The organism is Stenotrophomonas sp. YJH_SMC_43 (assembly GCF_059372535.1).
The window spans coordinates 230,150-250,350 of record NZ_JCAFVQ010000002.1 but is presented as its reverse complement, the minus strand read 5'-3'; the positions used below and the strand labels follow the sequence as shown (position 1 = coordinate 250,350).

At 67.3% G+C, this 20,201-nt stretch carries 25 protein-coding genes; 18 read left to right on the top strand and 7 right to left on the bottom strand.

The window, feature by feature from the left end:
* Positions 1 to 153: 153 nt before the first annotated feature.
* A complete protein-coding gene (locus AC5QAH_RS07550; protein WP_224329378.1) occupies positions 154 to 465 on the bottom strand; it encodes a ComEA family DNA-binding protein in 312 nt (103 codons plus the stop codon).
* Between the two features lie 216 nt (positions 466 to 681).
* Here AC5QAH_RS07550 and AC5QAH_RS07545 point away from each other — a divergent pair, with 216 nt between their 5' ends.
* The 4 genes from AC5QAH_RS07545 (at position 682) to murU (ending at position 4,312) form a co-directional block, all read left to right on the top strand.
* Positions 682 to 2,175, top strand: a complete 1,494-nt coding sequence (locus tag AC5QAH_RS07545; RefSeq protein ID WP_010483606.1) for a M20 family metallopeptidase — start codon at positions 682 to 684, stop codon at positions 2,173 to 2,175.
* A gap of 70 nt (positions 2,176 to 2,245) precedes the next feature.
* Positions 2,246 to 2,515, top strand: coding sequence for a GlsB/YeaQ/YmgE family stress response membrane protein (locus tag AC5QAH_RS07540; protein ID WP_495232228.1), 270 nt, complete (start codon positions 2,246 to 2,248; stop codon positions 2,513 to 2,515).
* 64 nt (positions 2,516 to 2,579) lie between these two features.
* A complete protein-coding gene (locus AC5QAH_RS07535) occupies positions 2,580 to 3,605 on the top strand; it encodes an aminoglycoside phosphotransferase family protein (protein ID WP_126561017.1) in 1,026 nt (341 codons plus the stop codon).
* A complete protein-coding gene (gene murU / locus AC5QAH_RS07530) occupies positions 3,602 to 4,312 on the top strand; it encodes an N-acetylmuramate alpha-1-phosphate uridylyltransferase MurU (RefSeq protein ID WP_126561016.1) in 711 nt (236 codons plus the stop codon). The genes AC5QAH_RS07535 and murU overlap by 4 nt, the downstream gene beginning before the upstream one ends.
* Before the next feature lie 461 nt (positions 4,313 to 4,773).
* Here the strand turns inward: murU and hda are convergent, their stop codons facing one another.
* Genes hda through AC5QAH_RS07515 form a run of 3 tightly spaced genes read right to left on the bottom strand, consistent with a single transcriptional unit; the run spans position 4,774 to position 7,786 of the window.
* Positions 4,774 to 5,481, bottom strand: coding sequence for a DnaA regulatory inactivator Hda (hda, locus tag AC5QAH_RS07525; RefSeq protein WP_241882828.1), 708 nt, complete (start codon positions 5,479 to 5,481; stop codon positions 4,774 to 4,776).
* Positions 5,481 to 6,650, bottom strand: coding sequence for an AI-2E family transporter (locus tag AC5QAH_RS07520; RefSeq protein ID WP_109814065.1), 1,170 nt, complete (start codon positions 6,648 to 6,650; stop codon positions 5,481 to 5,483). The genes hda and AC5QAH_RS07520 overlap by 1 nt, the downstream gene beginning before the upstream one ends.
* A complete protein-coding gene (locus AC5QAH_RS07515; RefSeq protein ID WP_241882830.1) occupies positions 6,647 to 7,786 on the bottom strand; it encodes a DUF2066 domain-containing protein in 1,140 nt (379 codons plus the stop codon). The genes AC5QAH_RS07520 and AC5QAH_RS07515 overlap by 4 nt, the downstream gene beginning before the upstream one ends.
* Positions 7,787 to 7,885: 99 nt before the next feature.
* On the opposite strand from AC5QAH_RS07515, the gene purM reads away from it, so the two are divergent.
* The 7 genes from purM (at position 7,886) to AC5QAH_RS07480 (ending at position 12,812) form a co-directional block, all read left to right on the top strand.
* On the top strand, positions 7,886 to 8,944 hold the full coding sequence (gene purM, locus AC5QAH_RS07510; protein WP_010483620.1) for a phosphoribosylformylglycinamidine cyclo-ligase: 1,059 nt from the start codon (positions 7,886 to 7,888) through the stop codon (positions 8,942 to 8,944).
* A gap of 22 nt (positions 8,945 to 8,966) precedes the next feature.
* Entirely contained in the window at positions 8,967 to 9,455 is a 489-nt protein-coding gene (locus AC5QAH_RS07505; protein WP_049480169.1) for a hypothetical protein, read from the top strand.
* Positions 9,452 to 9,874 carry a hypothetical protein gene (locus tag AC5QAH_RS07500; RefSeq protein WP_043398390.1) on the top strand — a complete coding sequence of 141 codons (423 nt, stop codon included), beginning with the start codon at positions 9,452 to 9,454 and terminating at the stop codon, positions 9,872 to 9,874. Before AC5QAH_RS07505 ends, AC5QAH_RS07500 begins: the two co-directional genes overlap by 4 nt.
* A gap of 40 nt (positions 9,875 to 9,914) precedes the next feature.
* A complete protein-coding gene (locus tag AC5QAH_RS07495; RefSeq protein WP_049410284.1) occupies positions 9,915 to 10,577 on the top strand; it encodes a DUF2238 domain-containing protein in 663 nt (220 codons plus the stop codon).
* Positions 10,574 to 11,233: a phosphoribosylglycinamide formyltransferase gene (purN, locus tag AC5QAH_RS07490; RefSeq protein WP_019336868.1), complete on the top strand. Its 660-nt coding sequence runs from the start codon at positions 10,574 to 10,576 to the stop codon at positions 11,231 to 11,233. Before AC5QAH_RS07495 ends, purN begins: the two co-directional genes overlap by 4 nt.
* 68 nt (positions 11,234 to 11,301) lie before the next feature.
* Positions 11,302 to 12,126, top strand: a complete 825-nt coding sequence (locus AC5QAH_RS07485) for a DUF3108 domain-containing protein (protein WP_010483630.1) — start codon at positions 11,302 to 11,304, stop codon at positions 12,124 to 12,126.
* 2 nt (positions 12,127 to 12,128) lie between these two features.
* Entirely contained in the window at positions 12,129 to 12,812 is a 684-nt protein-coding gene (locus tag AC5QAH_RS07480; RefSeq protein ID WP_010483632.1) for a DUF3108 domain-containing protein, read from the top strand.
* Positions 12,813 to 12,889: 77 nt separating this feature from the next.
* Here the strand turns inward: AC5QAH_RS07480 and AC5QAH_RS07475 are convergent, their stop codons facing one another.
* The 3 genes from AC5QAH_RS07475 to AC5QAH_RS07465 are packed head-to-tail and all read right to left on the bottom strand — an operon-like array spanning position 12,890 to position 14,736.
* A complete protein-coding gene (locus tag AC5QAH_RS07475; protein WP_019336869.1) occupies positions 12,890 to 13,216 on the bottom strand; it encodes a hypothetical protein in 327 nt (108 codons plus the stop codon).
* Positions 13,213 to 14,484, bottom strand: coding sequence for a UDP-N-acetylglucosamine 1-carboxyvinyltransferase (murA, locus tag AC5QAH_RS07470; protein WP_010483637.1), 1,272 nt, complete (start codon positions 14,482 to 14,484; stop codon positions 13,213 to 13,215). Before murA ends, AC5QAH_RS07475 begins: the two co-directional genes overlap by 4 nt.
* Positions 14,485 to 14,505: 21 nt before the next feature.
* Positions 14,506 to 14,736 (bottom strand): BolA family protein, encoded by a 231-nt coding sequence (locus AC5QAH_RS07465; protein ID WP_005408396.1) that lies wholly within the window; start codon positions 14,734 to 14,736, stop codon positions 14,506 to 14,508.
* Positions 14,737 to 14,790: 54 nt separating this feature from the next.
* Here AC5QAH_RS07465 and AC5QAH_RS07460 point away from each other — a divergent pair, with 54 nt between their 5' ends.
* The 7 genes from AC5QAH_RS07460 (at position 14,791) to hpf (ending at position 20,195) form a co-directional block, all read left to right on the top strand.
* The gene (locus AC5QAH_RS07460; protein WP_049480171.1) at positions 14,791 to 15,792 is read left to right on the top strand and encodes a KpsF/GutQ family sugar-phosphate isomerase; all 1,002 of its coding nucleotides are present in this window, start codon (positions 14,791 to 14,793) and stop codon (positions 15,790 to 15,792) included.
* A 66-nt stretch (positions 15,793 to 15,858) separates the two neighbouring features.
* Positions 15,859 to 16,407: a KdsC family phosphatase gene (locus AC5QAH_RS07455; protein WP_010483642.1), complete on the top strand. Its 549-nt coding sequence runs from the start codon at positions 15,859 to 15,861 to the stop codon at positions 16,405 to 16,407.
* Positions 16,404 to 16,979: an LPS export ABC transporter periplasmic protein LptC gene (gene lptC / locus AC5QAH_RS07450; RefSeq protein WP_049410270.1), complete on the top strand. Its 576-nt coding sequence runs from the start codon at positions 16,404 to 16,406 to the stop codon at positions 16,977 to 16,979. The genes AC5QAH_RS07455 and lptC overlap by 4 nt, the downstream gene beginning before the upstream one ends.
* A 104-nt stretch (positions 16,980 to 17,083) precedes the next feature.
* Positions 17,084 to 17,635, top strand: a complete 552-nt coding sequence (gene lptA / locus AC5QAH_RS07445) for a lipopolysaccharide transport periplasmic protein LptA (protein ID WP_005408392.1) — start codon at positions 17,084 to 17,086, stop codon at positions 17,633 to 17,635.
* On the top strand, positions 17,635 to 18,354 hold the full coding sequence (gene lptB, locus AC5QAH_RS07440) for an LPS export ABC transporter ATP-binding protein (protein WP_010483646.1): 720 nt from the start codon (positions 17,635 to 17,637) through the stop codon (positions 18,352 to 18,354). The genes lptA and lptB overlap by 1 nt, the downstream gene beginning before the upstream one ends.
* A 40-nt stretch (positions 18,355 to 18,394) precedes the next feature.
* The gene (locus AC5QAH_RS07435) at positions 18,395 to 19,819 is read left to right on the top strand and encodes an RNA polymerase factor sigma-54 (protein ID WP_227199476.1); all 1,425 of its coding nucleotides are present in this window, start codon (positions 18,395 to 18,397) and stop codon (positions 19,817 to 19,819) included.
* 58 nt (positions 19,820 to 19,877) lie between these two features.
* Positions 19,878 to 20,195, top strand: coding sequence for a ribosome hibernation-promoting factor, HPF/YfiA family (gene hpf / locus AC5QAH_RS07430; RefSeq protein ID WP_004147311.1), 318 nt, complete (start codon positions 19,878 to 19,880; stop codon positions 20,193 to 20,195).
* The last annotated feature ends 6 nt before the right edge of the window (positions 20,196 to 20,201 follow it).

Sequence of the window (20,201 nt, the reverse complement as noted above, 5' to 3'; positions counted from 1 at the left end):
CGCGTCTGTCCTGTTTGTATCTCAGCCCCTTCCACAGGTCTGTGATGCCACCATCCTGGTGAGTGGTGCCGCGTCCTGCGGCGGTCGGTGGTCACGGCCTTCCTGTCCGTGACCGGTGAACCAGCCTCCTGCCGGTTCCGACGATTCCTGCTGTCAGCGCCTCGGTACGGTTCGCACCGGTACCGATCCGGGTACCGGATCCGCCGGCAACAACCTGTTGCCTACGGTGATCCGCTGTCGATTCCGTTCGACGATTGCTTTCCCTATCCCCTTCACCTGCGCCAAGTCCTCGACGCGATGAAACGGGCCGTGTCTGCGCCGGTGCTCGACGATCGCCTCGGCCTTGGCGGCTCCGACCATCGTCAATCCCTGCTGCAGCGCCTGGGCATCGGCGCGGTTGATGTCGATCGGTTCGGCGGCATGCGCCCCAGCGATCCACACGACCAGCACCAGTGCCCTCAACACGACACTCCAAGGCACGACGTGTATCTCCTTGTGGTTCTGACCGTCCCGACCGGCAATCCCGTCGGTAGGAACAGTGTCCGTCACCACATGCACACAGCCTATCGGTTTCCTGGATTTCTAAAAGCCAGCCAAATACCCGACGTGATGTAGGAAAAACCCTACCCACGGCACAGGCGTAGAATGTCGCGATCACAGCCCATGCAATCGGAGTTTCAGATGGACAGCGCCAAGCTCGGCCAATTCGTCAATGACAAGTGGGACAGCGAGATCGTCCCGCAGTTGGTCGACTACATCCGCATTCCCAACAAGTCGCCGATGTTCGACGCCAATTGGGTGCAGAACGGCTACATGGAACAGGCGGTCACGCTGATGGAGAACTGGGCCAAGGCCCAGCAGCTGCCCGGCCTGAAGGTTGAAGTGGTGCGCCTGGAAGGCCGTACCCCGCTGATCTTCCTGGAAATTCCGGCTACCGGCGCCGAAACCGGCGACGACACCATCCTGCTCTACGGCCACCTGGACAAGCAGCCGGAAATGACCGGCTGGGACGACGACCTCGGCCCGTGGACCCCGGTCCTGCGCGGCGACAAGCTGTATGGCCGCGGCGGCGCCGACGACGGTTACGCCATCTTCGGCTCGCTGGCCGCCGTACTGGCGCTGCAGGCCCAGGGCCTGCCGCACGCCCGCTGCGTGGTGCTGATCGAAGCCTGTGAAGAATCGGGCAGCTACGACCTGCCAGCCTACGTCGACCACCTGGCCGACCGCATCGGCAAGCCGTCGCTGGTGGTCTGCCTGGATTCGGGCTGCGCCAACTACGACCAGCTGTGGTGCACCACCTCGCTGCGCGGCCTGACCGGCGGCAACTTCACCGTGAAGGTGCTCAACGAAGGCGTGCATTCCGGCGATGCCTCCGGCGTGGTGCCGTCCAGCTTCCGCCTGCTGCGCCAGCTGCTGTCGCGCATCGAGGACCAGGACACCGGCCGCATCCTGATCGACGGCATGAACGTTGAAATTCCGGCCGAGCGCCAGGAACAGGCCAAGCGCGCCGCCGAAGTGGTCGATACCGAGATCTTCGAGAAGTTCCCGATGGTCGACGGCCTGCGTCCGATGAACGAGGACCTGACCGAGCTGGTGCTCAACCGCACCTGGCGCCCGGCGCTGTCGGTCACCGGCGTCGGTGGCATGCCGGCATTGGAATCGGCCGGCAACGTGCTGCGCCCGCAGACCTCGGTGAAGCTGTCGCTGCGCCTGCCGCCGACCGCCGATGGCAAGACCTGCGGTGAGCTGCTGAAGGAAGCGCTGCTGCGTGATCCGCCGAACGGCGCGCAGGTCACCCTGGATCTGGAAAAGGCCTCCACCGGCTGGAACGCCCCGGCCATGGCGCCGTGGCTGACCCAGGCCATCGACGACGCCAGCCAGGCCTTCTTCGGCAAGCCGGCGATGTACATGGGCGAAGGCGGCTCGATCCCGTTCATGGGCATGCTGGGTGAGAAGTTCCCGGGCGCCCAGTTCATGATCACCGGCGTGCTTGGCCCGCACTCCAACGCGCACGGCCCGAACGAGTTCCTGCACATCCCGATGGGCAAGAAGGTCACCGCCTGCGTGTCCAAGGTGATCAGCGAGCACTACGCTGCCAGCCTGCGCGGCGAGACCAGCGGTTCGCCGGTGGCTGCCGACAGCGGCACCCGCCACGGCGACCACGGCTGCTGCTGATTACGCCACACCGTGACGGACGCAGTCTGGCCTTGCTAGGCTGCGTCCACCCTTGCTGGAAATCGCGCGCATGAATGGTCTGTTCGGCAGCAGGAGCTGGCTCTACATCATCCTGGTCGGCTTCTTCGTCGGCCTGCTCGGGCGTTTCTTCATGCCCGGCAACAACCGCATGGGCTGCCTGCTGACCATCGTGCTGGGCATCCTCGGTGCGCTGCTGGCCGGCTGGTTTGGCCAGTACATGGGCTGGTACGCCCCCGGTGAGCCGGCCGGTTTCCTCGGTGCGGTGGTGGGCGCGGTGGCCGTGCTGGCCGTCCTGCGCCTGTTCAGCGGCCGCCGCTGAGCGCGCATCCCCTTCCCTTCCTGTTCCCGACGTTGGCGCGCCCGGCGCGCCCGGATATGCCTGCATGACCGAACCCGCCTCCGATCCCCAGCGCAGCGCGCAGCGTCTGCAGTGGGCCCGTACCCAGCTCGAAGATGCGAATGCAGTGGTCGAACGCGCCTCGGTCGATGCCGGCATGCGCAGCTACTGGCGCACCACCAGCACCGGTGGCAGCCACATCGTGATGGACGCCCCGCCGGGGCTGGAAGATCCGCGGCCGTGGCTGCGCATGCGCGGCCTGCTGCACGACAACGGCCTGCGCGTGCCCATGCTGCTGGCCCAGGATCTGGAGGCCGGCTTCCTGCTGCTGGAAGACCTCGGCGGCCCGACCTTGGCGAAGATCCTCGACGAGCGCAACGCTGACGAATGGTTCGGCCGTTCGATCGAACAGCTGCTGCGCCTGCAGGCGATTCCGGTGCCGGCCGACTTCGGCCAGTTCGGCGAAGCGCTGCTGCAGCGTGATGCCGGCCTGTTCGACGAATGGTTCCTGCAGCGCCACCTGAACCTGGAACTGGACTGCGGCGAGATTGAAGGGCTGCAGCTGGTGCATCGCCGGTTGATGGACAACGCGCTGGGCCAGGCCCAGCTGATGACCCACCGCGACTACATGCCACGCAACCTGATGCCGGTCGACGACGGCCCCGCAGTGCTGGATTTCCAGGACCTGGTGCGCGGCCCGATCGCCTACGACGCGGTGAGCCTGTTCAAGGACGCCTTCCTGAGCTGGCCGCTGCAGCGCGTGGACGAGTGGCTCGCGCAGTACCACGAGCGCGCGCGCGATGCCGGCCTGCCGGTGCCCGACCGCGCCACCTTCCTGCGCGACGCCGACTGGATGGGTGTCCAGCGCCACGTGAAGATCCTCGGCCTGTTCTGCCGCCTGCGCTACCGCGACAACAAGGGCCATTACCTGGACGATGCGCCGCGCTTCATCACCTATCTGGATGAAGTGCTGCCGCGCTATCGCGAACTGGCGCCGCTGCAGCGGTTGCTGGACGACCGCATCAAGCCGGCGCTTGCCGAACTGGCCGCACCGATGCGCGTGGCCCGATGAAGGCGCTGGTCTTTGCCGCCGGCCTCGGCGAGCGCATGCGCCCGCTGACCCTGCACACGCCCAAGCCGCTGCTGGAAGTAGCCGGCAAGCCACTGATCGTCTGGCACCTGGAGCGCCTGGCCGCGCTCGGTGTGCGCGAGGTAGTGGTCAACACCGCGTGGCTGGCCGAGCAGTTCCCGACGATGCTGGGCGATGGCAGCCAATGGGGCCTGCGCCTGCATTTCATGTACGAAGGGCAGACCCCGCTGGAAACCGGCGGTGGCATCCTCAACGCGCTGCCGGTGCTGGGCGACGCCCCGTTCCTGGTGGTGAACGGTGACATCTGGACTGACTTCGATTTCGCCACGCTGCCCCGCGAGCCACAGGGCCAGGCGCACCTGGTGCTGGTCGACAACCCGGCGCAACACCCCGAAGGTGACTACCGCCTCGATGCGCAGGGGCTGCTGCATCACGACCGCGAAGGACCGTGCCTGACCTATGCCGGCATCGGCGTGTATCGCCCCTCCATCGTGGCCGGCTGGCGCACGGTGATCGGCGATGCGCCGGGTAGCGAGCGTGTTCCGCCGAAGTTCTCGGTGGTGCCGCTGCAGAAGCATTTCATGGCGCAGGGGTTGATGACGGGGCAGCACCATCGCGGACGTTGGACCGATGTGGGTACCGTGGATCGCCTGCGCGCGCTGGATGTTGAGTTGGCGGCGAACGGCTGAGCCCCTCGTGGCTGGACTCATTGAAAGCAGAAGCCGTGCTTGGCCGGTCGGGGTGGGCTGCGCAGGGGACGCTGCAAGTACGTCCATGTAAGCTCGGTCGCCGCATCCATGCGGCTCACGCCCCTGCGCAGCCCACCCCGACCGGCCTCTGACAGTTTCCGTGCGCGTCCAGCCACGGAAGAAAGGAAAGAAAAGCAGAAGCGGGTCGCTTCGCTGCGCTTGCTCTGGTGTCGACCAAGGTCGGCATCCACCAACAGCCGCGGAAACCTGTCGAAGGCGGGGGGCTGTGGGTTTGCGGGGTGTGAGCCGCATGGATGCGGCGACCAAACCCCCATGGATGGGTTCACGGCGTCCCCGCAAACCCACAGCGCCCCGCCATCCCACGGATAGCCCGCTTTTGACGTTGACGTTGACGTTGCTTCTGCGGGTGCAGGGCGCAGCCCTGCAAACAAACCCCACCCTCAGTAACGAGGCCGGCCTTCTTCCAGCACCTGGCGCAGGAACGGCACGGTGATCCGCCGCTTCGCCGCCAGTGACTCGCGGTCCAGCCAGTCCAGCAGCGTGATCAATCCACCCAGCTCGCGCCCGGTGTGCGACAGCAGCCACTCGATGGCCGCCTCGTCGATCGCCAACCCACGCCGCAGTGCACGCTCACGCAGCACCGCCGCGCGACCTTCCTCATCCAACGGCTGCAGCAGCACGCGCACGCACTGGCCCAGGCGCGAACGCAGGTCGGGCAGTACCAGCCCCAGTTCTTCCGGCGCCTTCTGCGCCGTGTACAACACGGTGACGCCCGCAGCGCGCGCGCGGTTGTGGAAATCGAACAGCGCGATCTCGTCCTCGCGGCTGCCGGCAACCTCGTCCAGGCCATCCAGCGCCACCAGTTCGCGCACCTCCAGCCCATCCAGCGCCGCGCGCACGCGACCGGCGGCGCTGGCCAGCGGCACGTAGGTCGGCAGGCGGCCGGCCTGCTCCGCGCTGGAGCACATCGCCAGCGCCTGATGGGTCTTGCCGGTGCCCGCCGCCCCTTCCAGGTAGACCCAATCGTGGCTGGCGCCCACCGCGATCGCGCGCAGCTGCGCCAGCGCGCCATCCGGCGCGCCGATGAAGGTCTCCAGGCGCTGGTCCCGCGGGTAATGCAGGGCCAACGGCAGTTGCGGCACACCCATCACGTCAGGTCGGGGCCCTTGTCGTTCGGAATGATGATATGGGGGGCATCGACCACGCCATCAAGCACGATCGCCGGCTTCTCGCCCACGTACAGCTCGCTCTGGCGGTAGCGCTGGTGCGCGTAGCGCAGCAGCACGTTGGTCACCGCCGCCACCGGCAGCGCCAGCAGCATGCCGAGGAAGCCGAACAGCTGGCCGCCGGCCATCACCGCGAAGATCACCGCCACCGGGTGCAGGCCGATCTTGTCGCCGACGATGCGCGGGGTCAGCACGTAGCTTTCCAGCAGCTGGCCCACGGTGAACACCACGCCGACCAGGATCAGCAGCTTCAGGTCGAAGCCCTGCGCCTGCACCAGTGCGGCGATGATCGCCATCAGGATGCCGGTGGTCGCGCCCAGGTAAGGGATGAAGCTGATGAGGCCGGCAATCAGGCCGATCAGCAGGCCCAGCTTCAGGCCAACCAGCGACAGGCCACCGGCATAGATCACGCCCAGCGCCAGCATCACCAGGAACTGGCCGCGGATGAACGCGCCCAGCACCTCGTTGGATTCGCGCGCCAGCGCGCTGATGGTGCCGATCTGGTTGCGCGGAATCACCGACGCGACCCGCTCGACCAGCTTGTCCCAGTCACGCAGGAAGTAGAACGCCAGGATCGGCAGCAGCAGGATGTTGACCACCCAGGTCACCATCGCGAAGCCCGAGCGCGAGACGTAGCCCATGAACGTGGTGGCGAAGCCGCCGGCCTGCTGCCAGTGGCTGCGCACCCATTCGATCAGGCGGTCCGGGTCCAGCCACTGCATCACTTCCAGGCCGGTCTTCTGCTCGAACCAGGGAATGCCCTTTTCCATCAACCACGCCTGTGCCTGCGGCGCGACCGCGATCAGGGTGGTGATCTGGCGCTCGATCATCGGCACCAGCACCAGCAGCAGCGCCACGATCACCAGCACCATCGCGGCGAACACCAGCACCACGCCGGTCATGCGCGAGCGGCCGGTGGCCTCGATGCGGTCCACCAGTGGATCGCCCAGCCAGGCCAGCGCCAGCGCCAGCACGAAGGGAGTCAGGATCGGCGCCAGCAGCCACACCACCCAGCCGACCAGGCCGGCGAACAGGATGTACTTCAGGCGGCGCAGGAACTGCGCGATTTCCGCTTCCGGGGTCAGAGTCATCGCAGGCGGTACTCGTTGCTTACCGGCGGGGCCACCGGGGTACCGGTGGTGTCATCGATCGGCGTCGGCAGGGCCGGCAGCGGTGCGCTCGGCACCAGCACGCCGTTGTCGCCCAGCATGCGGTTGAAGCCAGCCAGGCCGGTGGTCATCTCCAGGCTCAGCTCCAGCTGGCCGGCCGAAGCGTGCAGCGGGGTGACGTTGCGCACCACCGGTACCTCGCGCAGGCCGGCAGCCAGGCGCAGGTAGTCGTCGGCGCTGTTGATGCCGGTGACCACCACCCGGTAGCTGCCGGCCTGGCCGACGGCGGCGCCGGCCTTGGCATAACGCTTGACCAGCGCATCGGCGGCACCATCGGCACCGGCGGCCATCGCACGCATGGCGTTGGCGTCCTTGCTGGTCCACTTGTTCAGCTCACGGCCGTTGTCGACGAACACCCAGTCCGCCTGCCAGCCACCGTTGGCGCGGTAGAGCTTGCCGATCAGCTGCATCGGCGGCGAGTAGCGCGAAGAGGCGCGGGCCACGGCGGCGCTGTCCTGACGCCAGATGGCACCGGCCAGTGCCTGTTCGGCGGCACCACCGCTGGGCAGGCCCAGCTTGTAGCCGCGCTCGATGGCGCGGTTCAGCAACGGGCGGGCGGCGTTGGCCTGCTGCACGCTGACCAGGCGCGGACCACTGCCGTCGTCGACGGCCAGCCACAGCACCGGCTTCGGGCGCGGCTGCGGCCACAGCGGCAGGCCCAGCGCAGACACCAGCGAATCGACATCGTCCTCGTGGAAGCGGGCCACCAGCAGGGTACGGAAGCTGGGGGCGCCACTGGCGCTCACGCTCTGGTCCTGCTTGTAGTCGTAGCTGGCCACGTAATCCTTGGCATTGCGCAGCGCCTGCGCCACGCCAGGGCGCGACATCACGCTGCGATCGCCGGACAATTTGCCCAGTACAACGCTCAAGGCGCGGGCCAGGGCGCCGTTGCGGTCGGCTTCGGCTTGGCTGTTGACGGGCACTTCGGCCTCGTACGCGCCAGTGGCGGTGGCAACATCACCCTCGGTGCGCAGGCCGCTCTGGGCCATCGTGGCCACCGGCAGGCTCAGCGCAAGGAGCAGGGTCAGAATCAGGCTGCGGCGCATCAGGACATCCATTGGCTCGACGTATCCGGGGGAATTGTTGCCCGAATACGGCCTTTGCGCCAATGCGGCCTGTTAAAATCGCCCGTTCAACCCCTGCCAGCGCCGACGCCCGTGACCAACACCCCGTCTTCCGCCCCCTCCCCCCTCACCTACCGTGACGCGGGTGTCGACATCGACGCCGGCAATGAGCTGGTCGAGCGGATCAAGCCCCTGGTCAAGCGCAGCTTCCGCCCGGAAGTGATGGGTGGCCTGGGTGGCTTCGGCGCCCTGTTCGACCTGTCCAACAAGTACCGCGAGCCGGTGCTGGTGTCCGGTACCGACGGCGTGGGCACCAAGCTGAAGCTGGCCCACCAGCTGAACCGCCACGATACGATCGGCATCGACCTGGTCGCCATGTGCGTGAACGACGTGCTGGTGCAGGGTGCCGAACCGCTGTTCTTCCTGGACTACTTCGCTACCGGCAAGCTGGACATCGACACCGCCGCGGCGGTCGTGGGCGGCATCGCCAACGGCTGCACCGAGGCCGGCTGCGCGCTGATCGGCGGCGAAACCGCTGAAATGCCCGACATGTATGCCCCGGGCGAGTACGACCTGGCCGGCTTCACGGTCGCTGCGGTCGAGAAGAGCGAGCTGAAGGACGGCGCCAGCGTGGCCGCCGGCGACGTGCTGATCGGCATCGCCTCGTCCGGCCCGCACTCCAACGGTTACTCACTGGTGCGCCGCATCTACGACCGCGCCGGTCGCCCGGCCGATCTGGAGCTGGAAGGCGGCGTGAAGCTGGTCGATGCGCTGATGGCGCCGACCCGCCTGTACGTCAAGCCGATCCTGTCGCTGCTGAAGTCGCACGGCGAGGCCATCCACGGCATGGCCCACATCACCGGTGGCGGCCTGACCGAGAACATCATCCGTGTGGTGCCCGAAGGCCTGGGCCTGGACATCCAGGCGTCGTCGTGGACCCTGCCGCCGGTGTTCCAGTGGCTGCAGAAGGAAGGCGCGGTGGCCGACAGTGAAATGTGGCGCACCTTCAACTGCGGCATCGGCTTCGTGCTGATCGTGGCGCCGGACCAGGTGGCTGCAGTGTCCGACGCGGTCAAGGCGCAGGGCCTGGAGCACTGGACCATCGGCCAGGTGGTCACCGCCGAAGGCGCCGAGCGCGTCCACATCGGCTGATCCCGGCAACCCAGGAGCCCGCATGGACGCAACGCCCCCCTTGTCGCCCGCCCCCGTGCCGCCGCCGCTGGCGACGGTACCGGTGTTCAGCGCGCAGGATGCCGATCACCTGCGCATGCTGGCCATCGCGCACTACGTGGTCGGCGCCCTGATCGCGCTGTTCTCGCTGATCTTCATCATCCACATCGTGCTGGGTATCACCGCGCTCACCGGCAACCTGCCGCTGAATTCCGGCGGCCAGCCGTCATCGCCGACCGAGGAGCGCCTGTTCGGCTGGATGTTCACCATCGTCGGCTGCGTCATCGTGTTCGGTGGCGTGACCCTGGGTGCGTTCGTGGCCTACGCCGGCCGCTGCCTGACCCGTCGCCGCCGCTACCTGCTGTGCCTGATCGTGGCCGGCTTGGCCTGCCTGTTCACGCCGATCGGCACCGCACTGGGGGTGTTCAGCCTGATCACTCTACTGCGCCCGCAGGTCAAGGCCGCCTTCGACCTTCCCGCCACGACCGCATGACTGCCTCCGGCAATCCGCCGCCGCTGCCGCATCAGACCCTGGCGCAGCTGCAGCTGACCAGCCATCTGCAGACACTGAGAGTGCTGTTCCATGCACTGGCCTGTTTCCACTGGGTCGCCGCAGTGGCGTTCCTTGGCCTCAGTGGATGGGTGGCCCACTCACGCGGGCTGGACGACGCCTGGATGCTGACCTCGATCTATGCCTCCATCGCCCTGCTGGCCACCGTGCTGGGCTTCGTGCAGCTGCGCACTGCCGGCCAGCTTTCACAGCGCACCGGCCTGGCCTGGTGCCAGCGCGCGGCCTGGCTGGGCGTGCTGGCCGGCCCGCTGGGCATGGCCCTGACCGCTTATGCCTGGGTGTTCCTGTCCAAGCCGGAGATGGCTGCGCTGTTCGACCGCGGCGACCATCTCAGTGTCTGAGCCCGTGGGCAGACAGCCGCCCTTCCCCGATCGATCCGACATGTCCTCGCCAGCCTTCTCAACGACCGCCTCACCCACCCGCTACCGCTTCTCGGGCCCCAAGAAGCTGGCCTTTGCCACCGTACTGGCGGTGTTCGCCATCAGCTGGGTCCACCCGCTGTGGCCTACCGAACAGGCCCTGCACAGCACCCTGACCGTGATCGGGCTGGCCGCGCTGCTGTGGGTCGACCGTCGCGGCGGCTGGCTGGGCAACGGCGCCTTCATCGCCATCTGTGGCTTCATCGCGCTGCACTGCGTGGCGGCGCGCTGGCTGTATTCCAACGTGCCCTACGACGCTTGGGCGCAGGCGCTGACCGGCTGGTCGCCGAATGCGGCCTTCGGCTGGCAGCGCAATCACTTCGACCGCCTCATCCACTTCCTGTTCGGCGTCTGCTTCACTCCCGCGCTGCTGCAGCTGGCGCGCCATGCGTGGCCCGCGCTGCGCCTGGGCCAGGCCTTCACCCTGGCGGTGATGACGGTGATGTGTGCCAGCCTGGTCTACGAATGGTTCGAGTGGGCCATCGCGCTGGCGCTGTCGCCGGATGCCGCCGAGGCCTACAACGGCCAGCAGGGTGACATGTGGGATGCGCATGCCGACATGCTGATGGCGACCGTCGGCAGCCTGCTGACGTGGCCACTGATCCGCCGGAGTTCCCTGCAATGACCGCCCCAACCCGCATCGCCGTGCTCGCCTCGGGCCGCGGCAGCAACCTGCAGGCCATCCTCGACGCGATCGGCAGCGGCCGCCTGCCGGCCGAGGTGGTCGGCGTGTTTTCCGACCGCCCCGCCGCGGAGGCCCTGCAGCGCGTCGCACCGAACCTGCGCTGGGCACACGCACCGAAGTCCTTCAGTGACCGCGCCAGCTACGAGCAGGCACTGGGCGATGCGCTTGCCGCAGTACAGCCGGACTGGATCGTCTGTGCAGGCTACATGCGCATCCTCGGCGCGGCCTTCGTACAGCGCTTCGATGGCCGGCTGGTCAATATCCATCCGTCGCTGCTACCGCTGCACAAGGGCCTGGACACCCATGCCCGGGCGCTGCAGGCCGGCGATGCCGAGCACGGCGCCAGCGTGCACCTGGTGGTGCCGGAGCTGGATGCCGGAGCCGTGCTGGCGCAGGTACGTGTACCGGTGCAGCCAGGTGATGACGCGCACAGCCTGGCCGAGCGCGTGCTGGCGGTGGAGCATCCGCTGCTGATCGCCACCCTGCAGCTGTTGTGCGAGGGCCGCCTGGCTGAACGGGAGGGTCAGCCCTGGCTGGACGGTCACCCCCTGTTTAGCCCCTTGGCCCTAGATTCCGCCGGAAACCTGAACCGGTAACGCCCTTGCACACGCCCTGCTGACTGCGGGGCTGGCATCCTGCCCCCCTCCTGCGGTCCCTGTCCTCCATGAAGACCACGACCCTGCTGTCCACTTCATTGCTGCTGTCGCTTGCCGTGTTCCCCGGCGTGGGCTGGGGACAGGCACCGGCGCCCGCAACCCCGCCGGCACCGGTGCCCGCAGCGCAGCCGCCTGCCGAGGCGCCGGTCGTACCGATGCCACCGGCACTGGCCTGGGAGCCACCGCCGCTGCAGCCGTTCAGCGCCACCTACCAGGCCTTCTACAAGGGCAAGGAAGCGGGCGATGCCAGCATGCAGGTCACCCACACCGGCGGCAGCCAGTGGCGGGTCGACATGCAGGTGGTCGGCCGCCGCGGCTTTGCCAGCGTGCTGGGCCTGAACATCGAACAGAGCACGGTGTTCGAGGAGCGCAGCGGCGTGTATGCGCCGCTCAGCCAGAGCACGGTGCGCAAGGGCCTGTTCCTGGGCAAGAAGGCGGTCGGTACCTACAACTGGCAGGCCGGCACCGCGCAATGGACCGGTGACGTCAAGAAGGAACGCGCGCAGCCGATCCCGCTGCAGGCGGGCGACCAGAGCGCGCTGCTGATCAATCTGGCGATCATGCGCGATGCACGCCCGGGCGCCGCCATGCACTACCGCTACGTGGACATGGGCAAGGTCCGCGAACACGACTACCAGGCCGCGCCGCAGACCGAGAACGTCGAGGTCGGCGACCTGTCCTACAACGCGCTGCGGGTCTACCGGACCAACGGCGGCAGAAACGAAACCATTCTCTGGATCGCCAACGGTGTCCCCACCCCGGTGCGCATCCTGCAACGCGAAGACGGCGAAGATCGCGTCGATCTGCGCCTGATCGAATACCAAGGAGTCTGAGCATGAACACCCTGACCCGCCCCCTCACCTGGATCGCAGCCGCCGCCCTGACCGTGGCCAGCCTGCCGGCCATGGCCCTGGAACCGTTCAAGGCGGATTACCTGGCCAGCTACATGGGCATGCAGGCCAACGGCACCATGACCCTGGCCAGCGAAGGCAGCAACAAGTGGCGCTACAGCCTGCAGGTGAAGAACCAGCTGGCCGACCTGAGCCAGAGCACGGTGTTCGAGGAAGTGCGTGGCCAGCTGCGCCCACTCAGCAGCCAGGACCGTTCGGCACTGCTGGTGAAGAAGCGCAACGTGCAGGCCAACTACAACTGGACCAGCAACCAGGCCACCTGGACCGGCGACATCAAGCCGGACCGTGCGGGCCCCATCGCGCTGAAGGCGGGCGACATGGACGCGCTGCTGATCAACCTGGCGATCGCCCGTGACCTGGCCGCCGGCAAGCCGCTGACCTATCGCATGGTCGACGAAGGCCGCATCAAGAACATGACGTACCGCGTGATCGGCAAGGAGTCGATCACCGTGGGCGGCAAGAGCTACGAGGCCACCAAGGTCTCGCGCGCCGACGGCAACAAGGAACTGATCGCCTGGATCGTGCCGGAGTTCCCGGTGCCGGCGCGCATGCTGCAGCGCGAGAGCGGCCGCGATGCGCTGGACCTGACCATCAAGGCGATGAACTGACCGGAGATCCACGTCATCCACGCATGGCGTGGATGGGTGTACCCCAAAAAGAAACGCCCGCTTTCGCGGGCGTTTTCTTATTTCTTCGCTTCGGCCGGTTTCTCTTCGGCCGCCTTGAACTCGGTGCGGCAGTCCACGCGGATCTGCTCGCCGGTGCTGCGCCAGACGAAGGTGCGGCAATGACGGTTGCCGTCCTGGCTGTCGTTCACTGCGACCGCATAGAACGACTCGATGATTTCATCACGCGTGACCGTGCCATCGCCATTCCAGTCCATGTCCTTCTGCTCGATGCCCCGGGTGATGGCGATGTTGGCGTACCAGGCATAGCCCAGCCACGCCAGCACGATCAGCACCAGGGCCAGCAGCGCCTTGCGACGCGGGCTGAACTTGCCGCGCAGGATCATGGCACGCGCCGGATGGTGGCGCCGAGCGAAGACAGCTTCTCTTCGATGTTCTCGTAGCCACGATCAAGGTGGTAGATGCGGTCGATGGTGGTGTCGCCGCTGGCCATCAGGCCGGCCAGGATCAGCGACGCCGACGCACGCAGGTCGGTGGCCATCACCGGTGCACCGCTCAGGTGCTCGCTGCCACGCACGATGGCGGTGTGGCCTTCGACCTGAATGTCCGCGCCCAGGCGCAGCAGTTCGTTGACGTGCATGAAACGGTTCTCGAAGATCGTTTCGTTGATCACGCCCACGCCGTCGGCCACGCAGTTGAGCGCCATGAACTGCGCCTGCATGTCGGTCGGGAATGCCGGGTACGGCGCGGTGGTCAGGTTGACCGCCTTCGGCCGCTTGCCCTGCATGTCCAGGGTGATGGTGTCGTCGGTGGTCTCGATCTTCGCACCGGCCTCGACCAGCTTGGACAGCACCGCGTCCATGGTGTTCGGGCGCGCACGGTTGACCGTGACCTTGCCACCGGTCATCGCTGCGGCGACCAGGAAGGTGCCGGTCTCGATGCGGTCGGGCAGCACTTCATGGCGGCCACCGGACAGGCGCTCGACGCCTTCGATCACCAGGCGGGCGGTGCCCAGGCCTTCGATCTTCGCGCCCAGCGCGATCAGGCAGTGCGCCAGATCGGTCACTTCCGGTTCCATCGCGCAGTTGTCGAGGATGGTGGTGCCTTCAGCCAGCACCGCACCCATCAGCACGTTCTCGGTGCCGGTGACGCTGACCATGTCGAAGGTGAAATGGCCGCCCTTCAGGCGCTTGGCGGTGGCCTTGATGAAGCCGTTCTCGACCACGATCTCGGCACCCAGCGCCTGCAGGCCCTTGATGTGCTGGTCGACCGGACGCGAACCGATCGCGCAGCCGCCGGGCAGCGACACTTCGGCCGCGCCGAAGCGGGCCAGCAGCGGGCCCAGCACCAGGATCGAAGCGCGCATGGTCTTGACCAGCTCGTAGGGTGCCACGTGCTGGTTGACCGAGCGCGGGTCGACCACGATCGCGCTGCCGCGCGACAGCGTGCCCTGGTCGATGGTGACCTTGGCGCCCAGTTCGCCCAGCAGCTTCACCGTGGTGACCACGTCGTGCAGGTGCGGCACGTTGGTGATCTCCACCGGCGCATCGGCCAGCAGGGTCGCGCAGAGAATGGGGAGGACGGCGTTCTTGGCGCCGGAGATGCTCACTTCACCGTGCAGCGCAGCGCCGCCGGTCACAACGATCTTGGCCATGTATTCGGGATCTTCTGCGGTTCAGCCGGCTTCGGCCGGGGTCACGGTTTTCAGCGCCAGCGCGTGGATCGCGCCGCCCATCAGGTCGCCCAGCGTGGCATACACCATGCGGTGGCGGGCCAGCGGCATCTTGCCGGCGAAGGCCTCGCAGACCACGGTCGCTTCGAAATGCACGCCATCGTCGCCCTGCACGTCGGCGCGGGCGCCAGGCAGGCCGGTTTCGATCAGATTGCGGATGGTGTCGGCGTCCAACGGGCTTTCCTAATAAAATGTGCGTCCATTCTACTTCCGCTGCGTGGCGTCCGCATGGCCGAATCCCTGTTGCCCCCCCGTTCCGTCGACCCTGCCGGCCTGGTCGCCAGCGGCCGCCGCGTCTTCGAGATCGAGCGGCAGGCGCTGGATGCCGTGGCCGACCGCCTTGGCGAGGCCTTCCAGCAGGCCTGCCAGGCGATCCTGGCCAGCCGCGGGCGGGTGGTCGCCACCGGCATGGGCAAATCCGGGCATATCGCCCGCAAGATCGCCGCCACCCTGGCCTCCACGGGTACGCCCGCGTTCTACGTGCACCCGGGCGAAGCCGGCCATGGCGACCTGGGCATGATCACCGAAGACGACGTGGTGCTGGCCCTGTCCTATTCGGGCGAGTCGGACGAGGTGCTGATGCTGCTGCCGGTACTCAAGCGCCAGGGCAACGTGCTGATTTCCATGACCGGCCGCCCGCAGTCCAGCCTCGCCACCGCCGCCGACATCCATCTGGATGTGAGTGTGCCGGCCGAGGCCTGCCCGCTGGCGCTGGCGCCGACCTCCAGTACCACCGCCTCGCTGGCGATGGGCGATGCGCTGGCTGTGGCCCTGCTCGACGCACGCGGCTTCACCGCCGATGACTTCGCCCGCTCGCACCCGGCCGGCAGCCTCGGCCGCCGCCTGTTGCTGCACATCACCGACGTGATGCACACCGGCGAGGACCTGCCCAGCGTGGGCGCCGACGCCAGCCTCAGCGAAGCGCTGATGGAAATGAGCCGCAAACGGTTGGGCATGACCGCCGTGGTCGATGCCGACGGCGTGCTGATCGGCCTGTTCACCGACGGTGACCTGCGCCGTGCGCTGGACAGCGCGCTGGACGTGCGCACCGCAAAGATCGCCGATGTGATGACCCGCAACCCGCGCACCATCGGTGCTGACCAGCTCGCGGTCGAGGCGGCCCGGCAGATGGAAACCCAGAAAATCAATGGCCTGATCGTGGTCGATGGCCAGGGCCGCGCGGTCGGCGCCCTGAACATTCATGACCTGTTGCGGGCCCGGGTGGTTTAACCGAGAGTCCATCAACCCCATTCAGTCTGTAACGCCGCACCTGCCCCCAACGAGCCTGCCGCCCTGATGCCCTGGTCCCCCCTGCCCGCCTTCCCCGCCCACCTGCATGCCGCCGCGGCCCGTATCCGCCTGGCCTGCTTCGACGTGGACGGCACCCTCACCGACGGTCGGCTGTACTACGACAAGGATGGCAACGAGAGCAAGGCGTACTTCGTGCAGGATGGCCTGGGCCTGAAACTGCTGCAGCAGCACGGTATCCACCCCGTGCTGATCACCGCGCGCAACAGCCAGTCCGCGCTCAAGCGCGGCGCCGACCTGGGCATCGACACCCAGATTGCCGTCGGCGACAAGCTGGCCAGCGTGCAGGCGCTGTGCGCGCAGCACGGCATCGGCCTGGAACAGGTGGCGTTCATGGGCGATGACCTGCCCGACCTGGCGCCACTGGGTGCGGTCGGCCTGGCGGTGGCCCCGGCCAACGCCCATCCGTGGATCGCCGAGCGCGTGCACTGGCAGACCCGTGCCGAGGGCGGGCTGGGCGCCGCACGTGAGCTGTGCGACATCCTGCTGGCCGCCCAGGGCCACGTGGACGCCGTGCTGGCGAGGTTCGGCGCATGAACCTGCCCACCCTGAACTGGCGCACCGTGCTCGGCATCGGCCTGCTGCTGGCCGCCCTGCTGAGCAGTTGGGCGGCGCTGCGCAACCGCGACAAGGGGCCAGCCAAGGGTGGCCAGGAAGTCGGCGTGGATTACATCCTGCATGACTTCCAGATCGTCGCCCTGGATGAGCACGGCAAGGAATCGACCACCCTGCGTGCGCCGCTGCTGGAGCGCCAGCGCGGTGACCAGACCATCAACATCGCCACGCCGCTGTTCGAGATGCCGGACAAGGATGGCAAGCACTGGACCCTGCGTGCCGAGACCGGCTGGCTCAGTGCCAAGGGCGACGAGATGAAGCTGCGCGGCAATGTCGCCGGCGACAGCCCGGCCGGCCCGGGCACGGTGCCGACCACCTTCCGCACCGATCATCTGGACGTGTTCCCGAAGGAAAACCGCGCCCGCACCGACGCCCTGGTGACCATGACCCGCCCGGGCATGGAACAGTCCGGCGTCGGCTTCGAAGTGGATTCGAAGAACAACACGTATCATTTCCTCAGCCAGTCCAAGGGCCGCTACACGCCCAAGCACTGATTCCGCCGCCAGCCTGCGACGTCTCCGGACAGGCGCAGGGCCGGCAGCCCCATCCGCCCGCCCCCGGCCCGCCCGGGAGGCCCTCACCGGTAGAACGGACCCCGATGAAGATTCCCTTTGCCGCCGTACTCGCGCTCGGTCTTCTTGTCCCCAGCGCCGCCTTCGCCAAGTCCACCGACCGCAACGAAGACATGCACATCGATTCCGGCGCCCAGTCGGGCATGCTCACCGGCGACGGCAAGACCGTGCTGTCGCAGGGCGTGATCATCACCCAGGGCACGCTGGACCTGCGCTCGTCCGAGGCCGAGATCTACCTCAAGGACGGCGAGGCCGTGCGCGTGGTGTTCACCGGCAAGCAGGCCAAGATGAAGCAGCAGCTCGATGACGGCACCTGGATGGACGCGCTGGCTGATCGCATCGATTACGACATCAAGACCGAGATCATCACCCTGACCGGCAACTACAAGGTCACCAGCGCCCGCGGCACCAATGCCGGCCAGCGCATGGTCTACAACACCCGTACCGGCGAAATGAACTCCGGTGGTGACGGCAGCCGCGTGCGCACCGTCATCCCGCCGAAGAACAAGACCCCGGCCGCGCCTGCGGCACAGCCCAAGGCCACCACGCCGGCGCAGCCGGCCGGGAGCAGGAAGTAATGCTCGTCGCCAAGGGCCTGCGCAAGAAGTACAAGCAGCGCGAAGTCGTCAAGGACTTCGGGTTGACCCTCGACGCCGGTGAAGTGGTCGGCCTGCTCGGCCCCAACGGCGCCGGCAAGACCACCTGCTTCTACATGATCGTCGGCCTGGTTGCGGCTGACGCTGGCAGCATCGTGCTCGATGGCAAAGACATCACCGGCGATCCGATGTATACCCGCGCCAAGCAGGGCGTGGGCTATCTGCCGCAGGAACCCTCGGTGTTCCGCAAGCTGACCGTGGCCGACAACATCCGCCTGGTGCTGGAACTGCGCGAGGACCTCGATTCGAAGGGCCGCGAGCGCGAATTGAACAGCCTGCTCGACGAACTGCAGCTGGGCCATGTCGCCGACCAGCTCGGCGCCAGCCTGTCCGGTGGCGAACGCCGCCGCTGCGAGATCGCCCGCGCCCTGGCCGCGCAGCCGCGCCTGATCCTGCTCGACGAACCGTTCGCCGGTGTCGACCCGATTTCGGTCGGCGAGATCCAGCGCATCGTCACCCATCTCAAGCAGCGTGGCATCGGCGTGTTGATCACCGACCACAACGTGCGCGAGACCTTGGGTATCTGCGACCGCGCGTATATCCTCGCTGAGGGCAGCGTGCTGGCCCAGGGTTCGCCGGAAGCGATCCTGGACAACGCCGATGTACGTCGCGTCTACCTCGGGGATTCCTTCAAGCTGTGAGTGCAGTCGCCGGGTCCCTTTCCTTCCTTTCGGCACAGGCATGAAGACTCGGCTGCAGACATCGTTGGGACAGCAACTGGTGCTCACGCCCCAGTTGCAGCAGGCGATCAAGCTGCTGCAGATGTCCACCACCGAGCTGGAGCTGGAAATCGCGCAGGCGGTGGAAAGCAATCCACTGCTGGACTGGGCCGACAGCAGTGACAGCAGCAGTACCGCCAACGAAGCCGGCGATGGCAACGACAGTGACGCCGCCGCAGAACGCACCGATGCCGGTGACGACTGGGCACCGGCCGAACTGGACTGGAGCGCGGCCGGCAGCGGTGGCAGCTTCGACGATGACGACGACAACGGCAGCGCTGCCGAGCGCGTAGCCGAAACCGAAACACTGGCCGACCATCTGCTGTGGCAGCTGCATCTGTCGCATCTGTCCTCGCGTGATCGCAGCATCGGCGCGGCACTGATCGATGCATTGGACGACGACGGGTACCTGCGCGAGCCGCTGGCCACCATCGCTGAAACCCTGTTGCCGGCGATCCACGCCGACGAGGACGAGATCCTCGCCGTGCTGCATCGCATCCAGCGCTTCGATCCGGTGGGTGTGGCTGCACGCACGCTGGGCGAATGCCTGCTGCTGCAGCTGGATGTGCTGGCCGGCGACACGCCCGCCCTGATCCTGGCGCGGCAGATTGCCGCAGGCCCCTTGGAACGGTTGCCGCGCAGCGGCGTCGCCGGGCTTGCCCATGAGTTGAAGCAGCCGCTGGACGAGGTCGAGGCTGCCGTGGCGCTGCTGCGCTCGCTGGACCCGCGCCCGGGCACGCAGATCGCACCGCTGTCGCAGGACACCTATGTGGTGCCGGACGTGGTGGTGTGGCGGCAGAACGGCGTGTGGCGCGCGGCGCTGGCCGCGCATGCCGGGCCGAAGGTGGTGATCCACCGCGGCTACGAACAGCTGATCCGACGCTGTGGCGACGCCGATGCCGGCTACCTGCGTGCCCAGCTGCAGGAAGCGCGCTGGCTGCTGAAAGGGCTGCAGCAGCGTGGCGAAACCCTGCTGCGCGTCGTGCGCAGCCTGATCCTGCAGCAGGCCGGCTTCCTTGAATTCGGTGAGCAGGCGCTGCGTCCACTGACCCTGCGCGAGATCGCCGCCGAGCTCGGCCTGCACGAATCCACGGTCTCGCGCGCGATCGCCCGCAAGCACGTGCGTACCCCGCGAGGCACCCTGCCGCTGCGCGCCTTCTTTGCCTCCGGCATTGATACCGAGGGCGGTGGCGAGGCGTCCAGCACCGCCATCCAGGCGATGATCCGGCGCCTGATCGACGACGAGAACCCGCGCAAGCCGCTTTCTGACGCCAAGCTGGCTGACCTGCTCAAATCATCGGGAATTCCAGTAGCGCGGCGCACCGTGGCGAAGTATCGTGAAGCCATGAACATTTCCGCCTCGCACGAAAGGGTCAGAATCGCTTGACGCGCCGCCGCGCCCGGCGGAGAGGTTCATTGGCACATCCGAACACAGGAGAAACCCGATGCGCATCGAAACGTTTGGCAAAGATGTCGAAGTCACCCCGGCCCTGCAGTCCTATGTAGAGGAGAAGCTGGCCCGGATCGGCAAACACTTCGACCAGCACTGCGAAGCGCGGGTGACCCTCAAGCTGCAGAAGACCGAACACCACGTCGACGCCAGCCTCAACATTCCCGGCCAGACCCTGCACGCCGAGGCCAATGCCCAGACCATGTATGCCGCGATCGACCTGCTTGCGGACAAGCTTGACCGCCTGGTGATCAAGCACAAGGAGAAAAAACAGCAGCACGCGCCGCTGCCGGTGGGCGACAATGGTGGCTGATCGCCA

What these genes read in the sequence shown, in the direction of transcription:
- AC5QAH_RS07545 (WP_010483606.1), top strand. Translation starts at nt 682, where the DNA reads ATGGACAGCGCCAAGCTCGGCCAATTCGTCAATGACAAGTGGGACAGC.
- AC5QAH_RS07540 (WP_495232228.1), top strand. Translation starts at nt 2,246, where the DNA reads ATGAATGGTCTGTTCGGCAGCAGGAGCTGGCTCTACATCATCCTGGTC.
- AC5QAH_RS07535 (WP_126561017.1), top strand. Translation starts at nt 2,580, where the DNA reads ATGACCGAACCCGCCTCCGATCCCCAGCGCAGCGCGCAGCGTCTGCAG.
- murU (WP_126561016.1), top strand. Translation starts at nt 3,602, where the DNA reads ATGAAGGCGCTGGTCTTTGCCGCCGGCCTCGGCGAGCGCATGCGCCCG.
- hda (WP_241882828.1), bottom strand. Translation starts at nt 5,481, where the DNA reads ATGGGTGTGCCGCAACTGCCGTTGGCCCTGCATTACCCGCGGGACCAG.
- AC5QAH_RS07520 (WP_109814065.1), bottom strand. Translation starts at nt 6,650, where the DNA reads ATGACTCTGACCCCGGAAGCGGAAATCGCGCAGTTCCTGCGCCGCCTG.
- AC5QAH_RS07515 (WP_241882830.1), bottom strand. Translation starts at nt 7,786, where the DNA reads ATGGATGTCCTGATGCGCCGCAGCCTGATTCTGACCCTGCTCCTTGCG.
- AC5QAH_RS07505 (WP_049480169.1), top strand. Translation starts at nt 8,967, where the DNA reads ATGGACGCAACGCCCCCCTTGTCGCCCGCCCCCGTGCCGCCGCCGCTG.
- AC5QAH_RS07500 (WP_043398390.1), top strand. Translation starts at nt 9,452, where the DNA reads ATGACTGCCTCCGGCAATCCGCCGCCGCTGCCGCATCAGACCCTGGCG.
- AC5QAH_RS07495 (WP_049410284.1), top strand. Translation starts at nt 9,915, where the DNA reads ATGTCCTCGCCAGCCTTCTCAACGACCGCCTCACCCACCCGCTACCGC.
- purN (WP_019336868.1), top strand. Translation starts at nt 10,574, where the DNA reads ATGACCGCCCCAACCCGCATCGCCGTGCTCGCCTCGGGCCGCGGCAGC.
- AC5QAH_RS07485 (WP_010483630.1), top strand. Translation starts at nt 11,302, where the DNA reads ATGAAGACCACGACCCTGCTGTCCACTTCATTGCTGCTGTCGCTTGCC.
- AC5QAH_RS07480 (WP_010483632.1), top strand. Translation starts at nt 12,129, where the DNA reads ATGAACACCCTGACCCGCCCCCTCACCTGGATCGCAGCCGCCGCCCTG.
- AC5QAH_RS07475 (WP_019336869.1), bottom strand. Translation starts at nt 13,216, where the DNA reads ATGATCCTGCGCGGCAAGTTCAGCCCGCGTCGCAAGGCGCTGCTGGCC.
- murA (WP_010483637.1), bottom strand. Translation starts at nt 14,484, where the DNA reads ATGGCCAAGATCGTTGTGACCGGCGGCGCTGCGCTGCACGGTGAAGTG.
- AC5QAH_RS07460 (WP_049480171.1), top strand. Translation starts at nt 14,791, where the DNA reads ATGGCCGAATCCCTGTTGCCCCCCCGTTCCGTCGACCCTGCCGGCCTG.
- AC5QAH_RS07455 (WP_010483642.1), top strand. Translation starts at nt 15,859, where the DNA reads ATGCCCTGGTCCCCCCTGCCCGCCTTCCCCGCCCACCTGCATGCCGCC.
- lptC (WP_049410270.1), top strand. Translation starts at nt 16,404, where the DNA reads ATGAACCTGCCCACCCTGAACTGGCGCACCGTGCTCGGCATCGGCCTG.
- lptA (WP_005408392.1), top strand. Translation starts at nt 17,084, where the DNA reads ATGAAGATTCCCTTTGCCGCCGTACTCGCGCTCGGTCTTCTTGTCCCC.
- lptB (WP_010483646.1), top strand. Translation starts at nt 17,635, where the DNA reads ATGCTCGTCGCCAAGGGCCTGCGCAAGAAGTACAAGCAGCGCGAAGTC.
- AC5QAH_RS07435 (WP_227199476.1), top strand. Translation starts at nt 18,395, where the DNA reads ATGAAGACTCGGCTGCAGACATCGTTGGGACAGCAACTGGTGCTCACG.
- hpf (WP_004147311.1), top strand. Translation starts at nt 19,878, where the DNA reads ATGCGCATCGAAACGTTTGGCAAAGATGTCGAAGTCACCCCGGCCCTG.